Genomic DNA, 17242 nt, shown 5'->3' with positions numbered 1-17242 from the left:
GAAAGCTGGACGTTGCGTTGTAGTGAGTCCAGCAGGATGACTCTATAGTGATCGTCTACCCCAATGCAACGCAGGAGTGAAAGATGAAAACGATTCTAATCACCGGCTGTTCGTCCGGCTTTGGTCACGCCACCGCGCTCTATTTTCTGGAACGTGGCTGGAAAGTGATCGCCACCATGCGCAATCCCAGTGCCGACATATTCCCGGCGTCGGAAAATCTGCGTCTGCTGCCATTGGACGTCAGCGATGCCGCCAGCATCGAAAGTGCCGTCGCTGCGGCGGGCGATATCGATGTGCTGGTGAATAACGCCGGGATTGGCGTGCTGTCATCTCTGGAAGGCACGCCGATGTCGACGGTGCGCGACGTATTTGAGACTAACACGCTCGGTACCATCGCACTGACGCAGGCTGTGCTGCCACAATTTCGCGCGAAGCAAAGCGGCACGGTGATCAACGTCACCTCGACGGTGACGCTGAAATCGCTGCCGCTGCTGGCGGTTTATACCGGAAGCAAAGCGGCGGTGAACGCCTTTACTGAATCGCTGGCTTTGGAGTTGCAGCCGTTCAATATCAAGGTGCGTCTGGTGCTGCCAGGTTTGGCGCCCACCACCGATTTTGGCAAGAATGCCATGCCACGCATGCAGAACACGCAGCTTGAGCCGTATCAGCCGCTGTTAGATGGCGTGTTCAGCGCGATGCAGCAGCCGCAACCGACCACCAAAGCGCTGGATGTGGCCGAAGCGGTGTGGCGCGCGGCGACCGATCCACATGCTCCGATGCGCATTCCCGCTGGCGAAGATGCGGTGGCGTTGGCGAACGAGGAGGGTTAACTGTGAATTTCGGCGACTGCCATGGTGAAAATCAGCGGCAGTTCGCCGAGATTCGCATAACTGTGCGGCGCAGCGGTTTTTGCCACCGCTGAACTGCCGCGCGGCACCTGCAACTGCTGTTCATCAACCTTCAGCGTGAGTTCGCCCTGCTCGACATGCAGCAGTTCGTAAGTGCGCTGCGGATGTCCTGGCGAGGCAAACTGTTCGCCGGGAAACATCTCCCACCGCCACAGCTCGATCATATCCGGCCCTTGCGTGCCCGCTAGCAAACGCGCTGTGCCGCCTTTGTCGCCTTGCCATAACACCGGAATATCCTCTTCAGCAACCAGATGCGCGAGCGGATCGGCGGTGACATTCACAATATCGGCCACCGATATTCCTAGTGCAGCCGCCACTTTGCACAAAATGGCGATACTGGGATTTGCGCTGCCTTTCTCAATCTCAACTAACATGCCTTTACTGACGCCCGCGCGGCGCGAGAGCTCATCCAGCGACAGTTTTTGCTGTTGGCGGAAGCTTTTGACGCTGGCTGAAACGGCGGCGCTGACATAGTCGATATCAGAACCTGTTTCGGTCAATTTATTGACTTTCTTCTTCATCGGTCACTATCATGGAATAAATTAGTCATTACAGGATTATGTTATGTTCGTCTTTAGCCCGTCAATCGATCCTTCCGTTTCTGTCTTAGCGCCTGACTTTACCGCGCTCAGCATTTTAGTTCAGGCTGCGCCAGTGTTGCGTCCGCAAGTTGGTGAAGAAGCCTTAGCACAAGCTTGTCGTGACATGTTGCAGGATGATTTTCCTTGGGCTGAAGCCCATCTGACGCAATGGGCTGAAATGTTCAAACGCTTTGGTGCCAAACCGAAGCGCACGCCGTGTTCAGCAGACGCGCTGCGCAAGCGCGTGCAGCGCGACGGAACCATGGCGGCCATCGATCCGATCGTTGATCTCTACAATGCGGTGAGCATTCGTTTCGCCATTCCGGTCGGCGGTGAGAATGTGGCCGCTTACGTGGGCAACCCGCAGCTGACGCGCGCCGATGGCAGCGAACCGTTCGATGTCTATAAAGAAGGCGTGTTGAGCCATGAATCTCCAGAATCTGGCGAAGTGGTATGGCGGGATGACGCAGGCGTAACCTGTCGGCGCTGGAACTGGCGACAAGGCGTGCGCACGCGTCTCAGCATTGAGCAAGCGCAGATGTGGTTTGTGCTGGAACGCTTACCAGCGATGCCGCTCGACGCATTGCAACAAGCGGGCGATATGCTGGAGCACGGTATTCTGCAGATTATGCCTGGCGCGACTGTCGAGCGCCGTTTGCTTGGCAATATCAGTAGCTAACCGCTATGTTGTCACTCTCGCCCGCCACCTTTACCTTTAGGAATCGGAATGCACATCAACCTACTGGAGCAACAGCCACAGTTATTGGATGCGGTGACACAAATGCTGCATCACGAATGGTCGGATTTCCCCAACTGGCGTGATGCGGCGGTGATTCAGCAACGCTTACAGGCGCGCAATCACGCGGAGGCAAAAACGCTAACGCTGGTTGCCACCACATCCGATGGCGAATTGATGGCGACCGCCAGCATTATTCATTACGAATTGGGTGATATCGTCGAGCGCGAGTTTTGGCTCGGCGAAGTGATTACTGCAGCTGAACATCGCGGTAAAGGGTTGGCGAGTACTTTGGTGACGCGCTTGATTACTGAAGCGCGTCTGCGTGGGATTGCCGCGTTGTGGCTGTATACGCCGGATCAACAAGCGCTGTATCGCCGCTTCGGCTGGCAGGATGTGGAGCAGCGCGTGATGGCTGATGAAGAAGTTACGGTGATGGTTCTTAAAATCGTTTAAGGAGAAACAGATGCTGATGCGTAAAAACTATCCGCAATTGGGTGAAGTCAAAGCGCCTTACGTGCATGCGGTAAAGCACAATGAAACCTTGTATGTTTCTGGCCTGACCGCCTTTGGTACGCCAGCGCAGCAATCCGATATCGCTTCGCAAGCAGAAGCCATTTTCCAGCAGTTGCATACCATCGCGGCTGAGGAAAAGAGTTCGCTGGAGAAGCTGATCAAGGTGACGATTTTCATCACCTCATTTGATGAGATCAATACCTTACGCGCCGTGCTGTTTAAGCATTATGGCGATCATCTGCCCGCCAGTTCGCTGGTACAAATCAGCCAACTTTTCTCGCCGGATTTGAAAATTGAGATCGAGGCGATTATCGCGCTGTAGCCAATGCTTTTAGCGCCGCCAATCCATCGCGTGCGATCCAGGTGCGCAGCGGCGCAAACAGCGATTGCGGCAGATCTTCAGGCGCAAACCATTGCCAGCCGTGGCACTTTTCTGGCTCCATCAACTGCGGTTCACCAATAGCATCCTGAGCTACCATCAGCAACGTGATGTAGTGCTTGTTGACCTCGGGAAACACATCGCTAACGAACGCGCCGTTTTGCAGTTCACCAAGCTGTAGGCCGGTTTCTTCCAGCACTTCACGACGTGCGCAAGATTCCGGCGATTCGCCAAACTCCAGATGCCCGCCCGGCGCAGACCAGTCGCCCGCGCCGTGGCTACCTTTGCGTTGTCCCAATAACAGTTTCCCGTCGCGGAAAATTAAAACGCCGATTCCCACTTGTGGTGACATTGTTGCTCCTTGTTTTGCCAGGTCGTCATAAATGACGCCCCTACGATCCAATGGGTTGATAACCTTGCCATTCTGGGCGGAACGGTTCGCCATTGGCGTCTGGCGTAAGATGGATGTAGAGATCGCCCACCTTCTCCAGCAGCAAACAATCATCCACATCTTTGAGATTGTCTTTGTGTTGATGATCTGCGCCGGGCAGCAAGTTCGCTAAGCCTTTGGCTTTGGCCTCTTTGACGTTCTCCGCCACAAACAGATCGAACGCATGCAGTTCCGCCAGCGTCGAAGGATGGTAAGCACCGGCATTGACAAAGAAAAGCTTTTTACTGCCCGTTGCCGGTTCTGCCGACAGCGAAACGCGATAACCATCGGCCCAGGTAATGCGGGCATAACCATCGACGTGGATTTTGTCGGCATCGCCAAACCAGGCTTCACGCAATGCGGGCCAGGCGTCTTGCGGTTTTTCAGCGGCAACGAATTGGATGTCGTGCACTTCGATGTTGGATTTTCCGGCATTACCACCAACGTAAAAGATGAACAGGTTCACGTAGTCATTTCCTTTTGTTAAACAAAGAAGAGTGTGCGGAGCGTTATAAAACAACATACATAACGAGACAACCTTTTCATGCCGCAACAATGCCGTTTATCTCTGCGGTTTAAACCGCTGCGCCATCACCATCAGCAGCACAATGCCCACGCTCATGATTACCCACGCGCTATCCAGCGAAGCGGCGCGGTCACGCACGATGCCGGCGATCAGCGGCATTAACGCCGCCAGCAAGTAGCCGCCGCCCTGCACGAAGGAGAGCAATGCGCCCGCTTCTTCCGGCGTATTCGCGTGGTCGAGCGTGACAATTAGCGAGAGGGGAAATAGCGCGCCGATGCCCAATCCCAGCAGCAAAGTAGGCAGCCACGCCTGCGCGCCGCCCAGCGTTAGCAAGCTGATCAAACCCAGCAGAATCAGGGTTAACACCACCAGCAACGGACGGCGACGATCGCGGAAGCGATGGATCAGCGCCGACAGCACAAAGCCCGCAGCCACTTCCGTCAGCGTCAGCGCGCCCAACACGTAGCCGCTCTGCTCCGGTTGCCAGCCGTGCTGCATGTAAAACGGCGGCAGCCACGCCAGCACTAAAGTGTACGCGCCGGTGCCGATACCAAAAAAGATCATTAACAGCCAGGCACGCGTCGAGCGAGCGGCGCGAGCTGGTTGATTGCTTCGTATCGGCGCGATGCCACGTGAAATCGTCAGCCACAACAACAGCGCGATGATTGCGGGCACGACCGGAATCGCCAGTGTTAACGCCAAACCTTGCGCATTGGCTAACGGCGCGGCGCTGGCGGCGGCAATCGCTGCACCCGCCATAATTCCGGTGGTGAACAGTGCCATTAGCGTGCCGGCTTTTGCACCGAAGTGACGTTTGATCTGCGCGGGCATCAAGGCCTGAATTAAACCTATTCCGCTGCCCGCCACCAACGCACTGATAATCAACATGGTGGCAGATTGGTCGAATCCACGCGCAATGCTCGCCAGCGCCAGCAATACCAATCCGGCAGCGATACCGCGCACTTCGCCAAGTCGACGCAGCAGCAGCGGACCGGCTAACGCCGCCAATCCCATCATTATCACCGGCAATGTGGTGAGCAAGCTAAGCTGCGTGGCGTTGAGCTGCGCGTCGCGCTGCAGTAGCGGAAACAGCGGCCCCATCGCCGCCATAATCGGCCGCAAATTCAGTGCGATAATAAAAACCAGTAAGGCAAACATCCCAACCGCAGGTAAAGTACGATTCACTTTGCATCTCCTTGCACATTAAAAGTATCTTAACGTTAAGATACTTTTCGGAGCAGTAGTAGCCCATGCGCACAAAGCAACAAATGGGGATGAGATGTGGTCGCCATAAATGGCGCGTTTTTCGGTCACCATAAATGGCGATCCTACAAAGGATTAGCGCGTTTTTCGGTCGCCATAAATGGCGACCCTACAAAGGATTGGCGCGTTTTACGTAGGGTGCGCATTTATGCGCACCTTCTTACATCAAACTCAGGAGTTAGCCGTTTGACCGATCATGTCGATTTTGTGGTGCAACAATGGGCCAGCGCGATGCCGGAGCTGGATGCGTCTTCAATGGCGGTTTTTGGCCGCATGCTGCGCATCATGAAACATCTGGCGAAAACCCGCGCTGAAGCGCTGGCACCGTTTGGCTTTCGCGATGGCGAATTTGATGTGCTGGCGACGCTACGACGCGCAGGCGCACCCTATCGCTTATCGCCGACGCAGCTGTATAAATCGTTGCTGGTGACATCGGGCGCGATGACCAATCGGCTCAATCGGCTGGAAGAAGTGGGTTCGATTGTGCGCGTTGCCGATCCCGAGGATAAGCGCAGCATGCTGGTGGCGCTCACCGAGGAAGGCTTAGCAAAGATCGAGCAAGCGCTGCTGGTGCATACGCAAACGCAAAACAGCCTGCTGGCAACGCTGGATGCCGCGCAGCAAGCGCAGTTGAAAACCTTGCTAAGTCAGTTATTGGTGGCAACTGAAGCGGAAAAGTAAAAACGTTGTTGCTGATGCGTCAAAATATGAATTAATTCAGCACATTTTCCCTTAAAGTAATCGTCCCGCCAGGCATTTTTACGGATTAGAGATGAGCAATAAATACGCCCCATCGCAGATTTTTCTTCATTGGTTGACCTTTCTGTTGGTCGTCACTGCGTATTGCACCATGGAATTTCGTGGATTGGCGACGCGCGGTTCGTGGCAAGGCTTTGCGATGATCATTGGTCACTTCAGCGCTGGAAGCTGTGTGCTGGTGATTATGCTGTCGCGCATCCTGCTGCGTTTTCGCCATCGCAGCCCGGCGATTGTGCCCAAGCCGCCGCACTGGCAAACCGGCCTGGCGCATCTGATGCATCTGGCGATCTACGTGTTTTTCATCGTCTTACCGACGCTGGGGATTCTGTCGCGTTTCTATATGGGACGAACCTGGTGGATTTTTGGTATTCCGATGCCGGTGAGTGGCGATCCGGATCCGGATTTTGCCGACACGATTGCGGGCTGGCATGAAACTCTCGCGCCTTATGGTTATTGGCTGATCGGCATTCATGCAGTTGCTGCGTTGGCGCACCATTATCTGTTTAAAGACAACACATTAGTACGCATGATGCCATCGCGTCGCCAACGTTAATTCTTCTTTTTCCGCCCGGTGATCGCACTTGCCGGGCGGCCAAAATAGCGCTGGAACGCCACGCTGAAATTACTGCTGCTGTTAAATAAATTAGAGACTCACTCATTGAATATTACCTCATAAATTTCTCTCTTCTGATGTCACTCTCAATTTTAAATAATTGTTTCAAAAATAACATTGCTCTAAAAATAGAAATAACTTCAGCCATTAATGAAATAATAATTAAAAAGAAAAACATTTCACCAAAGATATATAGCATCAATTGCAAAACCAACAGCCAAATTATTTCCCCACTTATAACGTCTTTTATTCCTGCTATACCCGCGTAGAAGCCTATAAACGAAAGTACAATCATGGATATAATCGCCATCAATTTTATGGTTAGTTTGCCTCTTGATAGCACAGGGAGTTCACCTCTCCGCAATGAAAAGATATTTTCATGCTTTAAAAGTCATAAGCTGATGATTGATAGTTCAAATCTCGATGTTTATGAATATAAATAAAGAAGATTTTAAGCGTATAAATAGGGTATTTCAAGCCAAACCCATATAATAAAACCTCTATCTTTAGCTCATCAGCAAATCCATTTTCATTGTCCGTACCAACCGAAAAAACTTTGTCAATAGCTTCAACTTTGCGTTCTGCAGTTTTTTTTGCGTATACATTTTCTGATATTAAATCAATCAATTTGAAAGGGTAGCTAAACGTTTTAAGTACTGATTTTGACAGTAAAAGAAGCACAGGAATAGCCGTAAAAAGTTGCGGTACGGTCAACCCTATTTTATCTAAAATCTCTTTGAGCTCCATGTTCTCTCCTTGATAAGAACTCCAATAATTAATTTTTAACATCTCGCAAACATAAGCTAATTAATATTCTGATCTGAGTGATCCCAATTGCATTCAAAACGTCAGACTAAAGCTGTCATCCAGTAGCGCCAGAATCTCGCTGTCCGGCAAGCCGTTCTCCAGCGTGATACTCAGCCAATGCTCTTTATTCATGTGGTAAGCCGGATAAACGCCGGCCAGTTGGCGCAGCGATCCAATGAGTTCAGGACGCGCTTTGATGTTCATCACATTGATAACCGGCCCATCCGGCAAACCGAGTTTATGACTCTCCAGCGGGAACACCAGCGCAAACCACTTGCGGTGCCGGGGATGACGCAGCACCGCATATTCGCTGTGCTTTTTCCACGGATAATCGGGTTCTACCTTATAGTGCTGATTAATGTAGTCGAACAGCTGCTGGCGTTGCATGCATCCTCCGTGGTGAATCGCGCCTAAATAAAGCACGTGCGAAGCCACAATAGTAATCAGTTAAGGCTACACTGCGTATTGATTTTTTGCGCTAAATCAGCGCCCTTAAACCAGGGAAGTGAGTGATGTTTCATCTGATTTTCAGCATACCGAGCTGGTATGTGATCGCCCGATTTTTGTTCCCGCTAGCCATGCCATTGCTGTTAAAAATCATTCTGTCTTTACTGGTGTTGCTGGCTTCGCAGTATCTGTTGGTGAGCCGTTTTACCTCTGGCAGCATGTTCTCACCAGAAATGCCGCGCGCGATTGTCATCCTGTTCAACTGGGGTTTCAGCGCCGTACTGTTTCTCGCGCTGACGCAGTTTGTGATTGATATGGTGGCGCTGGTTTCGCTGTTGTTCCGTCATCCGTTTGAAATCATGCCGGCAGTGCGTTATGTGGCGGCAGCGTTTGCCTTGATTCTTGCCACTGTCGGCGTTTATCAGGCTATTCGCGTGCCGCCGATCAAAGATGTGACCATTGAGATCGACAACCTTCCGCGCGAATTCGAAGGCTATCAACTGTTGCAGTTGACCGATATGCACATCACTAAACTCTTCAACGAGAAATGGACGCGCTCGCTGGTGCAAAAAGCCATGACGCTGGATGTCGATCTGATTCTGGTCACCGGCGATGTGATTGACGGCACGCTGCAGAATCGGCGCGCGGACGTCGAGCCGTTGCGCGGATTACATGCCCGCGATGGCGTGTTTGCAATCACCGGCAATCACGAATATTTCTTTGAGCAGGAGCGCTGGACCGCGCATCTGGCATCGCTGGGTCTTGAGCCGTTACTCAATCGTCATACGGTGATTAAGCGTGATAACGCCGAGCTGGTGATCGCCGGCATGCCGGATACCTCAGCTTCACGACGTGGTGCAGTCGGCCCCGATCTGGAAAAGACGCTGGCCGGTGCGCCGGAGAATGCGCCGGTAATCCTGCTCGATCACCAACCGCGTAACGCGCGTCAAAACGCACTCAAAAACATCGATCTGCAACTTTCAGGACACACACACGGCGGCCTGATCATTGGCTTTGACCGCCTGTTTGCCAAACCCAATGCAGGCTTCGTATCAGGGCTGTATCAGGTGGATGGCATGCAGCTTTACGTCAACAACGGCACAGCGCTTTGGCCTGGCATGGCGGTACGTTTGGGCCGGCCATCAGAGTTGACCCGTATTACGTTGCAGCGCAAACCTTAAGGATTGCCGCGCATTGAGTCATCTCCTCAATGCGCGCGTGCATAACTATATTGTAGAATTTATATCTCCACTGAAACGTCTATAGACATATTTCCCCACTGTTAAATCTTCGCGATGATGCGCGACCGGAAATAATCCGGCCATAACGCATAAAAGCCATATTTCGCTATGTGGCTTTCTTTTATTTCATTGCGGTTTTTTCACAAGGGTTTGCTATGCAAAATAAAAGCTCGCTGCTTTTACTGGCGCTGTCTGTTGCCGTTTTCGGGGTGATCACCACGGAAATCGCCATTATTGGCTTGTTGCCAAAACTCGTCACACAACTTCATGTCACGCCAACACAGGTGGGATTCCTCGTCAGCATTTACGCCATTATTGTGGCGGTGACGGGGCCGTTTATCACGCTACTGCTCTCAAGGTTTAATAAGAAAACGGTTCTGCTCACTATTCTGGTGGTCTTTATTATTTCTAACCTGATATATGCCACCACCGATGTTTTCAAACTGATGCTGCTATTCCGCATTCTTCCTGCGCTGGCGCACGCGGTATTCTTTGCTGTCGCTTTGGTTGTAGCGGCTAATTCTGTGCCTAAAGAAAAAGCCGCTGGCGCAGCCGCCAAGGTCTTTGCTGGGGTGGCGATCGGGCTGGTGTTGGGTGTGCCGCTGAGTTCACTTATCGCCGATCACCTTTCGCTGTCTGCGGCGTTCTACTTTGGCGCGGCCGCCTGCGTGCTGGCTTTCATCGGTGTTATGGTCTTTATGCCCTCAATGCCTGCTACGCATAAGGTCTCTTATGCCAGCCAGGTTGCCGTATTGCGTAAGGGTAAATTGTGGCTGACGATCTCAACCGTCACGCTGGTTTTCGCCGCGATGTTCTCCGGTTTTAGCTATGTCGCTGATTATCTGGCGAAAGTAACCCATCTCAGCAACAATGCGATTAGCGCAATGCTTATCCTGTTTGGTCTCTGCGGATTCATCGGCAACTTTGTGTTTAGCAGTTTTCTGCAGAAACGCGTGCTGCAAACCACACTCGCCTATCCGCTGTTATATACGCTGGTCTTCCTGCTGGTCTGGTTCCTTGGCTTTTCTCCACTGGCAATGTGTGTGCTGACCGTGTTCTGGGGCGCGTTTCACTCATCCGGCTTGGTAGTCAGTCAAACATGGCTGATGCGCGAGGCCAGCGAAGCGCCAGAATTTGCCAACAGTCTTTATATGTCGTTCTCAAACCTTGGCATTACCATTGGTTCGCTGACCGGCGGATGGTTCATCGCCCGCCTCGGCACGCATTCAGTGGTGCTTAGCAGCGTATTTTTTGCCCTGCTGGCTTTCATCAGCATCGCGGTTAAACAGCGTTCAGATGCCAAATCAAATCAGCTTTGTGCAGAATCCGTTTATTCTGAACAGAGGTAATCAGTCAAGCGCGCCCTCTGCTGCTGCCTGCACCAGAGTATCGACAACATAACGGATCTTAGGCAGCAGTTGGCGACTCTTAGGCCAGAGTGCACTGATCGGCATCTCGCCACCTGAGTTTCCTGGCAATACCTCGCGCAACGCCCCGCTTTCCAGAGATTGTCCCACCAGCCACATTGGCAACTGCGACAGACCGCATCCTGCCAATGTGGCTGCAAGCATCGCATCGCCGTCGGCAAATTCATGCGTCGGCGGCGGTGTAAAACGGGTTATCACACCTTCGCCATCGCGCAGCAGCCAGGAGAGCGGCTGATTGCGACGAAACCCCACGACACACTGGTGTTGACTCAACTCACCGACGGTTAAGGGTTCACCGTGAGCCAGCAGATATTCTGGTGACGCGCATATCACCAGTTTTTGCGTGGTTAGCCTTCTGGCGACCAACCCACTACTGTCTGCCAGTTCACCAATGCGGATGACCAGATCGACACCTTCTTCGATAAGATCGACAAATCGCTCACTGAAGGTAATGGTCAGCGCAAGTTCAGGGTATTTCCGTGTGATTTGTAGCAGGATCGGCAATATGCGCTGGCGGCCAAAGGCGGCAGGCAAATCGACTCTCAGCCTTCCTGCGGGCTGAAGAATATGTGAAGTCAGTTCGGCTTCCGCCTGCTCAAGAATATCGATGGCATTTTGGCAGCTATTGAGAAAGCGCTCACCGTCGGGCGTCAGGCTTAATCTGCGCGTCGAACGCTGAAACAGTTTGAGCCCGAGGCGATCCTCAAGCCGGCTGACGCTTTTGCCCACAGCGGATTTAGTTAAACCCAGCCGCTCTGCCGCAGCCGTAAAGCTGCCCTGCTGCGCGGTGGTCACAAATGCCGTGATCCCACCTAAGTGATCGGTTTTTCTCATATTTGGCGATTGAAGTTAGAGAGGATAAAAGGCTCAGAACGCACGCAATTTGCGTGCGCCAGCGTAAACCATAAGATAGTGCTAGGATTTCTTACTCATTGTAGAGTTTATGTCTACAGCCCGCGAGGCATCCCATAACCTCATCATCTGAGCGATTCCCCGCTCAATTTCGGCGAGAGGGACGTCATCGCGCGCCAGCGTCGAGATTCCCAACATGAAACTGTTGAAGCTGACCGCCAGGGAAAGCGTTTCTTCCTCATCCCGCAACTCACCGCAGCTGATCCCCCTTTCAACGCAATGCTTGATCCCTTCACCGGTGCGCATACGCGATGCTTCAAGCGGTTTTAACACGTGGCGGTTTTCATCTGAGCAGGAAGACATCACGCTCAGTGCAACCATGCACCCGCGCGGATGCGAAAGATCGTACTGCATTCTGGCGGAGTTGAGCAGCGCAGTTTCCAGCGCCTGGCGGGCGGGCACGCTGCTATCCCATAAGGCTTCCGTAACCTGTGCATGGGTTTGCAAATAACAGTTCACGGCTTCAGCAAAGAGCGCCTCTTTCGATCCAAACGCGGCATAGAAGCTTGGCGCAGTTATGCCGTTGCCTATTGAGGCTTTGAGCTGCGCCAGCGAGGTTGATTCATAGCCGTTTTCCCAGAAAAGGTGCATCGCTTTGATCACCGCTTCATCGCGGTCAAATTGTCTTGGTCTGCCTGTTCTCATCATCACGTCCTCCGCTATTTATACTAATCGATACAGAATTCATTGACAACGCACAGCTGGCCTCCGCAATATAAATACCGATCGATACATATATCCATAGCGCTTCGCGGCGCTGTTGCAAAACACAAGCAGGCTAAATAATGAATTCAACGTTTAAGCATGAAGAAGCCCAACGGCTACCGATACTGGCGCTTTTGGCGCTGGCAATGGCCGGTTTTATCTGCATTTTGACCGAAACCATACCCGCCGGTTTGCTGCCACAAATCAGTCAGGGACTCAATATTTCCCCGTCGCTGGCCGGACAATGGGTTACCGCTTATGCAGCCGGTTCACTACTGGCCGCGATTCCGCTGACATTGCTGACCCGAAGCTGGTCGAGACGAGCTGTGCTGCTGAGCACCGTGTGCGGATTTCTGCTGTTTAACACTCTCACCGCCGTCTCTTCTGACGTCGTCATCATCTTAATCGCACGATTTTTTGCCGGCGCTTCAGCCGGTTTAGCGTGGAGTCTGATTGCGGGCTATGCGCGAAAAATGGTGGTTCCATCGCTGCAGGGACGCGCGTTGGCGCTCGCCATGGTGGGCACGCCAATCGCCCTTTCGCTCGGTGTTCCAGCCGGAACATGGATGGGATCATTGCTGGGATGGCGTCTGACTTTTGCTGCGATGTCCGGGCTTTCTATCATTCTTATTGGCTGGATTCTGCTGGCTGTGCCGAACTATCCCGGCCAATCTGCCACGCAAAAAATGCCGCTTGGCGCAGTATTACGACTTCCCGGCGTGTGTGCCGTGCTCGGCGTGGTGCTTACCTGGATGCTGGCGCATAACATTCTTTATACCTACATCGCGCCGTTCATTACTTCAGCCGGTCTGGCGCATCGCGTGGATGTGGTGCTGCTGATCTTTGGCATTGCGGCATTGGGCGGAATATTCATTACCGGCAAAATTATTGATACCCATCTGCGCAAGGCTGTGCTGCTGTCACTCACCATCTTTGCTACGGTGTCAGTGATTTTTGGTCTGAGTACACCAACACCCGCCGTAATCTATGTGGGAATTGCCGTTTGGGGACTCACCTTCGGCGGAGCCGCAACGCTGCTGCAAACGGCGCTGGCAGATGCCGCCGGTGAATATGCCGATGTTGCGCTCTCCATGAATGTCGTCACCTGGAACAGCGCTATCGCCCTCGGCGGTTTGACGGGCGGAATGTTGCTTGAACATGTCGGCTCCCAATCTTTTCCGTGGGCGATTCTGCTATTGCTGTTGGTCGCGTTAGGGATTGCGTTGCGTGCTAAACAGGGTTTCCCGGCTGAGAACAGCCGGGCGAAAACCACACTCAGCCCGGCCAGCGAGACTGACGGATAACGCTACAGAAGTTGAGCGGTGAGAAATCTGGCTGTTTATCCTTAATCACATCGGCTTTCACATTGCCAAAAGTGGTGTCCGGTTTATGCCGGATGCCATCATAAAAGGCCTGAATAATCTCCTCCTTGAACGCCGCCGGGCGCGGATAGTTTGCCGTCACAGCACCAATCTCCTCTTCAGTAAACTTCTCATAGCCGATGCCCAGCACGTCCATCTCCACGCCAGCGGTTACCAGCGCGATTTCTGGCGCCATAAACTCTGGGATTCCCGGCGTGGTATGCAGCGCAATCGCGGTCCACACCTTGTCGATATCGCTGGGCGCGATGCCGTAGCCTTGCAGAAATTCCCGCGCGGCATTGGCGCCGTCCACTTCGAAACGCTTATCGCAGCTGCAGTGTTCGTGCGTCAGACCAATGTCATGGAACATGCAGCCGATATACAGCAGCTCGCGATCGACATGAAGTCCACGCTGCTGTCCCGCCAGTGCGCCCCAGTAATAGACGCGGCTGGAGTGGTTAAACAGCAACTCTGATTCGGTATCGCGCACAAACTCCGTCGCTTCACGCGCCATTTTGCTATCGGGGATGTGGATGCCAGTGATGTTCAAACTCATTTTCTCTCTCCGGTTGGTTGTCTTTTTCCACCATAAAGCGCAGGCTAAAAGTCTTAAAGTGACCATTACAGACGATTAAAGACATTATGATGTTTTGCGACATGAGGAATTGAATGCGTCATGAAATAGCGATTCTGGCGGTGCCGGGCGTGCAGCTACTCGACGTTTGCGGCCCGCTGGATGTGTTTGCCGAAGCCAACCGTCTGCTGCAGCGGCAGATTTATACGCCACGCATTATCGCGGTTGATGGCGATGAAATTCATGCATCATCCGGCGTCCGGCTTAGCGCAGATTTGCAGCTGGCTGAAACGCAGAACTTTGCGCCGCACACCTTTCTGATCGCGGGCGCGCCGGGCATAGAAGATTTTGCTGCCGATGACAACCTGCTGCATGCGCTGAGCGGTTTATGCCAGCGCAGCCAGCGTTTTGGCTCGGTGTGCAGCGGCGCGCTGCTGCTGGCGCGTACCGGATTGCTGGCCGGCAAACGCGTGACCACGCATTGGGAAAGCGCAGCTTTGCTGGCTTCGCGCTTTCCAGATGTAACCGTAGATGCCGATGCATTGTGCGTTGCCGATGGGCGTGTGCGCACCGCTGCAGGCGTTACGTCCGGGCTGGATTTAGCGCTGCGTCTGGTGGAAGAGGATCTTGGACGTGAAGTTGCGATTGAGATCGCTGCGCATCTGGTGATGTTTTTCCGTCGTCCGGTCAATCAGACGCATTTTATGCGCAGCAATAGCGCGTCGTTGAGCGGCCGTTCGGCGTTGCAGGAGTTACAGCGTTGGGTGATTGCGCATCTGGCGGAGGTAAAAACCGTGGCGATGTTGGCAGAACATATGGCGATCAGTGAAAGGCATCTGACGCGTCTGTTCCGCAATGAGTTGGGAATGACGCCGGGACAATGGCTAGAGCGTGAGCGCGTGGCCAAAGCGAAACAGATGCTGGAGCAGAAATCGCTGCCGGCAAAAACGCTGGCATTAGAGTGCGGATTTTCCGGCGCTGACGTGATGCGGCGGGTGTTCAGCCGGGTAACCGGCATTACACCCGCCGCATACCGAAAAATAACGCGTTTGTCGTAGGGTCGCCATTCATGGCGACCATCGCGTATCCTACGCTTTCGCAAACGCCAGCAGGTCAGGATTTATCTGCTCAGGATGAGTCGCGAACATGCCGTGCGACAAACCTGGATAGGTTTTCAGCGTGCCATGCTTGAGCAACTTAATCGCCTTATGCGCCGAATCATCAATCGGCACTACCTGATCGTCTTCCCCGTGCAGCACCAACACCGGCACCGTGATCGCCTTCAAATCTTCGGTAAAATCAGTTTCCGAGAAGGCCGTAATACAGTCGTATTGCGCCTTAGCGCCGCCCGCCATGCCCTGACGCCACCAGTTATCGATCAAGCCCTGACTGACTTTCGCACCCGGACGATTGAAGCCATAGAACGGACCCGCTGGCACATCGATAAAGAACTGCGCGCGGTTGGCTGCCAGCGCCGAGCGGAAACCGTCAAACACCGATTTCGGCAAACCTTCCGGATTGGCGGCGGTTTGCAGCATGATTGGCGGCACTGCGCCCATCAACACCGCCTTCGCCACGCGGCCTGGCTCGGCGTGCGCCACATAACGTGCCACTTCACCGCCACCGGTTGAGTGACCGATATGGATAGCGTTGCGCAGGTCAAGTGCTTTAGCCAGTTCTGCCACGTCGGCGGCGTAAGTGTTCATATCATTGCCGCTATCGGTCTGATCGGAACGGCCATGACCGCGACGGTCGTGGGCGATAACGCGACAACCTTGCGCCAGGAAGAACAACATTTGGTTGTCCCAGTCATCGGCGCTTAACGGCCAGCCGTGGTGAAACACCACCGGTTGGGCATTTTTTGGGCCCCAATCTTTGTAGAAAATGCGGGTGCCGTCTTGAGTAGTAATGATGCCGTTGCTCATGAGAATGTCCTCTGTAGGTGATTGTTTGCGTTTGATGGGCTTATTGTCAGGGAAAGCGGCAGCGGCTAATATTGTCAAATATGACACATTAAGGGCTGTAAGTGACAAATAATGAAAATTGCTGAAGATAACGTTGTGGCGGAGATTGGCCTGGTGATCTATCCCGATTGCCAGCTTGCGGCGATTTATGGCCTAACCGATATGTTCAGGATAGCTGCAGAATGGGCGGAGGCTATTTCCGGAGAGGCGAGCAAGCGCGCGATTCGGGTGTCGCATTGGCAGATCGATGCGCAGAGCGACAAAATGGCCTGTATCTGGGATAGCCATCCCGATACGCCGCATCGCTTAAGCCACGTGATTGCGCCGCCAAGCCTGGTGCAACCGGCAAAAATGGTGCCGATGAAGATCCCAGCTAACTGGATGAGCGAGCTTTATGATCAAGGCGTAACGCTCTGTTCGGTGTGCGCCGGTGCTTTTGTGCTGGCAGAAACCGGACTGATTAATCACCGTCGCGCCACTACGCACTGGGCCTTTGCGCAGACGTTGTCGGAGCGTTTTCCTGCGGTGAATGTCGCGGTGGAAAATATGGTGATCGACGACGGCGATATTATTACCGCTGGCGGCATTCTGGCGTGGACCGATTTGGGTTTAACGCTGATTGAAAAAGTGCTCGGCACCGGCACCATGCTAGCGACTTCGCGCTTTTTACTGATCGATCCGCCACGCCGTGAGCAAAGCACCTACTCCGCGTTTATCCCCAATTTCGAGCACGGCGACAGCCAGATTCTGCGCGCACAGCATCATCTGCACGCCCATTTTGCTGAACAGCACAGCATTGAGAGCATGTCAGCGCTGGCGAGCATGACGCCACGTACCTTTCTGCGCCATTTTCAGAAAGCGACCGGCATGCGGCCAACGGATTATGTGCAGCAGGTACGTATCATGAAAGCGCGTGATGCGCTGGAACTCAGCAATCGTTCGGTTGATCAGATTGCCTGGGAAATCGGCTACGGCGATCCTTCCGCTTTCCGTAAAATATTCCGTAAACTCACCGGCGTCACGCCCGGCCAGTATCGGCAGCGGTTTGGCACCGCCCAGAGCGATTAACCGCAGGCAAAGTGCTGTTTTCCTG

22 protein-coding genes are annotated in these 17242 nt (G+C 53.3%); 11 read left to right on the top strand and 11 right to left on the bottom strand.

The genetic code is table 11. The features are described from left to right. Positions 1-83 precede the first annotated feature (83 nt). Positions 84-830: an SDR family oxidoreductase gene (locus tag NR302_RS21065; protein ID WP_258145739.1), complete on the top strand. Its 747-nt coding sequence runs from the start codon at positions 84-86 to the stop codon at positions 828-830. Here NR302_RS21065 and NR302_RS21060 read toward each other — a convergent pair. Continuing rightward, entirely contained in the window at positions 827-1429 is a 603-nt protein-coding gene (locus NR302_RS21060) for a helix-turn-helix domain-containing protein (RefSeq protein ID WP_258145738.1), read from the bottom strand. The genes NR302_RS21065 and NR302_RS21060 overlap by 4 nt on opposite strands. A gap of 43 nt (positions 1430-1472) precedes the next feature. Between NR302_RS21060 and NR302_RS21055 the strand changes: the two genes are divergently transcribed. The 3 genes from NR302_RS21055 to NR302_RS21045 are packed head-to-tail and all read left to right on the top strand — an operon-like array spanning position 1473 to position 3063. Then, the gene (locus tag NR302_RS21055) at positions 1473-2168 is read left to right on the top strand and encodes a B3/4 domain-containing protein (protein ID WP_258145737.1); all 696 of its coding nucleotides are present in this window, start codon (positions 1473-1475) and stop codon (positions 2166-2168) included. A gap of 48 nt (positions 2169-2216) precedes the next feature. Then, positions 2217-2681 (top strand): GNAT family N-acetyltransferase, encoded by a 465-nt coding sequence (locus NR302_RS21050; protein WP_258145736.1) that lies wholly within the window; start codon positions 2217-2219, stop codon positions 2679-2681. 10 nt (positions 2682-2691) lie between these two features. Then, a complete protein-coding gene (locus tag NR302_RS21045; RefSeq protein ID WP_258145735.1) occupies positions 2692-3063 on the top strand; it encodes a RidA family protein in 372 nt (123 codons plus the stop codon). On the opposite strand, the gene NR302_RS21040 is transcribed toward NR302_RS21045, so the two are convergent. The 3 genes from NR302_RS21040 to NR302_RS21030 all read right to left on the bottom strand — a co-directional run bounded on the left by NR302_RS21040 (position 3050) and on the right by NR302_RS21030 (position 5261). After that, positions 3050-3472, bottom strand: coding sequence for an NUDIX hydrolase (locus NR302_RS21040; protein ID WP_258145734.1), 423 nt, complete (start codon positions 3470-3472; stop codon positions 3050-3052). The genes NR302_RS21045 and NR302_RS21040 overlap by 14 nt on opposite strands. A gap of 40 nt (positions 3473-3512) precedes the next feature. Continuing rightward, positions 3513-4016: a DUF1543 domain-containing protein gene (locus NR302_RS21035; RefSeq protein WP_258145733.1), complete on the bottom strand. Its 504-nt coding sequence runs from the start codon at positions 4014-4016 to the stop codon at positions 3513-3515. 96 nt (positions 4017-4112) lie between these two features. Then, the gene (locus NR302_RS21030; protein ID WP_258145732.1) at positions 4113-5261 is read right to left on the bottom strand and encodes an MFS transporter; all 1149 of its coding nucleotides are present in this window, start codon (positions 5259-5261) and stop codon (positions 4113-4115) included. A gap of 264 nt (positions 5262-5525) precedes the next feature. Between NR302_RS21030 and NR302_RS21025 the strand changes: the two genes are divergently transcribed. Together NR302_RS21025 and cybB are read left to right on the top strand one after the other, a co-directional pair. After that, positions 5526-6020, top strand: a complete 495-nt coding sequence (locus tag NR302_RS21025) for a MarR family winged helix-turn-helix transcriptional regulator (protein ID WP_258145731.1) — start codon at positions 5526-5528, stop codon at positions 6018-6020. A gap of 91 nt (positions 6021-6111) precedes the next feature. Then, positions 6112-6651 carry a cytochrome b561 gene (gene cybB / locus NR302_RS21020; protein WP_258145730.1) on the top strand — a complete coding sequence of 180 codons (540 nt, stop codon included), beginning with the start codon at positions 6112-6114 and terminating at the stop codon, positions 6649-6651. Between the two features lie 112 nt (positions 6652-6763). On the opposite strand, the gene NR302_RS21015 is transcribed toward cybB, so the two are convergent. The 3 genes from NR302_RS21015 to NR302_RS21005 all read right to left on the bottom strand — a co-directional run bounded on the left by NR302_RS21015 (position 6764) and on the right by NR302_RS21005 (position 7905). Then, positions 6764-7006, bottom strand: a complete 243-nt coding sequence (locus NR302_RS21015) for a hypothetical protein (protein ID WP_258145729.1) — start codon at positions 7004-7006, stop codon at positions 6764-6766. Positions 7007-7095: 89 nt separating this feature from the next. Then, the gene (locus NR302_RS21010; RefSeq protein WP_258145728.1) at positions 7096-7458 is read right to left on the bottom strand and encodes a hypothetical protein; all 363 of its coding nucleotides are present in this window, start codon (positions 7456-7458) and stop codon (positions 7096-7098) included. Between the two features lie 93 nt (positions 7459-7551). Next, the gene (locus tag NR302_RS21005; RefSeq protein ID WP_258145727.1) at positions 7552-7905 is read right to left on the bottom strand and encodes an MmcQ/YjbR family DNA-binding protein; all 354 of its coding nucleotides are present in this window, start codon (positions 7903-7905) and stop codon (positions 7552-7554) included. Between the two features lie 125 nt (positions 7906-8030). Between NR302_RS21005 and NR302_RS21000 the strand changes: the two genes are divergently transcribed. Together NR302_RS21000 and NR302_RS20995 are read left to right on the top strand one after the other, a co-directional pair. Then, on the top strand, positions 8031-9146 hold the full coding sequence (locus NR302_RS21000; protein ID WP_258145726.1) for a metallophosphoesterase: 1116 nt from the start codon (positions 8031-8033) through the stop codon (positions 9144-9146). Between the two features lie 215 nt (positions 9147-9361). Then, complete coding sequence (locus tag NR302_RS20995; protein WP_258145725.1) at positions 9362-10555, top strand: MFS transporter; 1194 nt, start codon at positions 9362-9364, stop codon at positions 10553-10555. Here NR302_RS20995 and NR302_RS20990 read toward each other — a convergent pair whose 3' ends face one another. After that, entirely contained in the window at positions 10556-11467 is a 912-nt protein-coding gene (locus NR302_RS20990; protein WP_258145724.1) for a LysR substrate-binding domain-containing protein, read from the bottom strand. Between the two features lie 81 nt (positions 11468-11548). Beyond that, the gene (locus NR302_RS20985; protein ID WP_258145723.1) at positions 11549-12193 is read right to left on the bottom strand and encodes a TetR/AcrR family transcriptional regulator; all 645 of its coding nucleotides are present in this window, start codon (positions 12191-12193) and stop codon (positions 11549-11551) included. A gap of 137 nt (positions 12194-12330) precedes the next feature. Between NR302_RS20985 and NR302_RS20980 the strand changes: the two genes are divergently transcribed. Then, positions 12331-13554: an MFS transporter gene (locus NR302_RS20980; protein WP_258145722.1), complete on the top strand. Its 1224-nt coding sequence runs from the start codon at positions 12331-12333 to the stop codon at positions 13552-13554. Here the strand turns inward: NR302_RS20980 and NR302_RS20975 are convergent. Then, positions 13526-14167, bottom strand: a complete 642-nt coding sequence (locus NR302_RS20975; protein ID WP_258145721.1) for an HD domain-containing protein — start codon at positions 14165-14167, stop codon at positions 13526-13528. The two genes, NR302_RS20980 and NR302_RS20975, sit on opposite strands and share 29 nt — an antisense overlap. A 113-nt stretch (positions 14168-14280) precedes the next feature. Between NR302_RS20975 and NR302_RS20970 the strand changes: the two genes are divergently transcribed. After that, entirely contained in the window at positions 14281-15243 is a 963-nt protein-coding gene (locus tag NR302_RS20970) for a GlxA family transcriptional regulator (protein WP_258145720.1), read from the top strand. A 30-nt stretch (positions 15244-15273) separates the two neighbouring features. Here NR302_RS20970 and NR302_RS20965 read toward each other — a convergent pair whose 3' ends face one another. Beyond that, on the bottom strand, positions 15274-16110 hold the full coding sequence (locus NR302_RS20965) for an alpha/beta fold hydrolase (RefSeq protein ID WP_258145719.1): 837 nt from the start codon (positions 16108-16110) through the stop codon (positions 15274-15276). Positions 16111-16221: 111 nt separating this feature from the next. On the opposite strand from NR302_RS20965, the gene NR302_RS20960 reads away from it, so the two are divergent. After that, positions 16222-17217 carry a GlxA family transcriptional regulator gene (locus tag NR302_RS20960; protein WP_258145718.1) on the top strand — a complete coding sequence of 332 codons (996 nt, stop codon included), beginning with the start codon at positions 16222-16224 and terminating at the stop codon, positions 17215-17217. The last annotated feature ends 25 nt before the right edge of the window (positions 17218-17242 follow it).

Origin of the sequence: Pantoea sp. SOD02, from assembly GCF_024707505.1 — a bacterium.
Lineage (GTDB): Bacteria > Pseudomonadota > Gammaproteobacteria > Enterobacterales > Enterobacteriaceae > Pantoea > Pantoea symbiotica.
Note: the sequence above shows the minus strand (reverse complement) of the source record. Positions and strands in the feature narration are given on the sequence as shown.